The sequence below is a fragment of the Micromonospora sp. NPDC004336 genome, from assembly GCF_053602615.1.
The window spans coordinates 1-1,939 of record NZ_JBSGDY010000354.1 but is presented as its reverse complement, the minus strand read 5'-3'; the positions used below and the strand labels follow the sequence as shown (position 1 = coordinate 1,939).

At 73.9% G+C, this 1,939-nt stretch carries 1 protein-coding gene; it reads right to left on the bottom strand.

From position 1 onward, the window contains the following. The coding region (locus tag ACWENR_RS30665; RefSeq protein ID WP_452280423.1) for a type I polyketide synthase at window positions 1-1,900 on the bottom strand (1,900 nt) is incomplete at its 3' end. Between the last annotated feature and the right edge of the window lie 39 nt (window positions 1,901-1,939).

Here is a 1,939-nt window from a genome sequence, read left to right as displayed (position 1 = left end):
CGGTCCCCGGCATTGCGTCCGTCGACCCGGCCCGGCCGGCTTCGGCTGTCCGACCGGCCTCGCCGCTCACCGCCGGCACCGGCTCCAGCGGCGCCACACCCAGCGGCGCCGCACCCAGCGCGGCCGCACCCAGCGGGGCCGCGGAATCCGCCGCCACCTCGCCCTCAGGCGACGCGACGGGGCCCGGCTCCGGCTGCTCGATGATCACGTGCGCGTTGGTGCCGGAGATGCCGAACGACGACACCCCCGCCCGACGCGGACGCCCCACCGCCGGCCACTCCCGCGCCTCGGTGACCAGCTCCACCGCACCCGACGCCCAGCCCACGTGCGACGACGGTTCGTCGACGTGCAGCGTCGCCGGCACCATGCCGTGCCGCATCGCCAGGATCATCTTGATGATCCCCGCAACGCCCGCCGCCGCCTGGGTGTGGCCGATGTTCGACTTCACCGAACCGAGCAGCAACGGCGTGACCCCGCCACGGCCCTGCCCGTACGTCGCCAGCAGCGCCTGCGCCTCGATCGGGTCGCCGAGCCGGGTGCCCGTGCCGTGCGCCTCGACCACGTCCACGTCGGCGGTCGACAACCCCGCCGACGCGAGGGCCTGCCGGATCACCCGCTGCTGCGACGGACCGTTCGGCGCCGTCAACCCGTTCGACGCACCGTCCTGATTGACCGCCGTGGCCCGCACCACCGCGAGGATGCGGCGGCCGTCCCGCCGCGCGTCCGACAACCGCTGCACCAGCAGCATGCCCACGCCCTCGGACCAGCCGGTGCCGTCCGCGTCGTCGGAGAACGACCTGCACCGGCCATCGGCCGACAGGCCTCCCTGGATCGAGAACTCGGCGAACGTGGCCGGGGACGCCATGACGCAGACGCCGCCCGCGAGGGCCAGGTCGCACTCCCCGGATCGCAGTGCCTGCGCCGCCAGGTGCAGCGCCACCAGCGACGACGAGCACGCAGTGTCCACCGTCATCGCCGGCCCCTCGAAGCCGAACGAGTAGGCCACCCGGCCCGACAGCACGCTGGTCGCGTTGCCGGTGAGCAGGTGACCGCCGACCTCCTGGGCACGACCGACCGACCCGCTGGCGTACCCCTGGAAGCTGGCGCCGGCGAAGACGCCGACCGCGCTTCCCTTCAGGCTGGTCGGGTCGATGCCGGCGGACTCGACGGCCTCCCAGGAGGTCTCCAGCAGCAGCCGCTGCTGGGGGTCCATGGCGAGGGCCTCGCGGGGCGAGATGCCGAAGAACTCGGCGTCGAACCCGGTGGCGTCGTAGACGAATCCGCCGGTGCGGACGAAGGACGTGTCGGACAGGCCGTTGTCGAGGAACGTGTCCCAGCCCCGGTCGAGGGGGAAGTCGGAGATGCCGTCGCGTCCCGTGGCGAGCAGCTGCCAGAACTCGTCCGGCGACCCGACGCCGCCCGGGAGGCGGCAGCCCATGCCCACGACGACGATCGGGTCGTCGTCGACGACGGTGACCGTACGCCCGGCCGGCGCGTCGTCCGAGGCGCCGAGCACGGTGTCGCGGATGAAGGCCACCAGGGCGGCCGGCGTCGGATGGTCGAAGACCAGGGTGGCGGGCAGGGCGAGGCCCGTCTCGGCGGTCAGCCGGTTGCGCAGCTCGACCGCGGTGAGGGAGTCGAAGCCGAGGCGCTGGAACGCCCGGTCGGGTGCCACCGCCTCCACGGTGGCGTGGCCGAGCACCGCGGCGACCTGGCTCCGCACGAGGTCCAGGAGGTACGCCTCGGCCTCTGCCGGCGTCAGGGGCGCCAGCCGCTCGCGGAGCGCGGAAGCCCGGTCGACGGGAGCGATCTCGGCGCGGGCTGCCGCCTCGATGGCTGCCTGTGCCTCGGGGATCTCGGTGAACAGGCGGGACGGCCGCAACGCCGTGAACGACGACACGAACCGATCCCACCGCACATCCGCCACCACCACATGAGA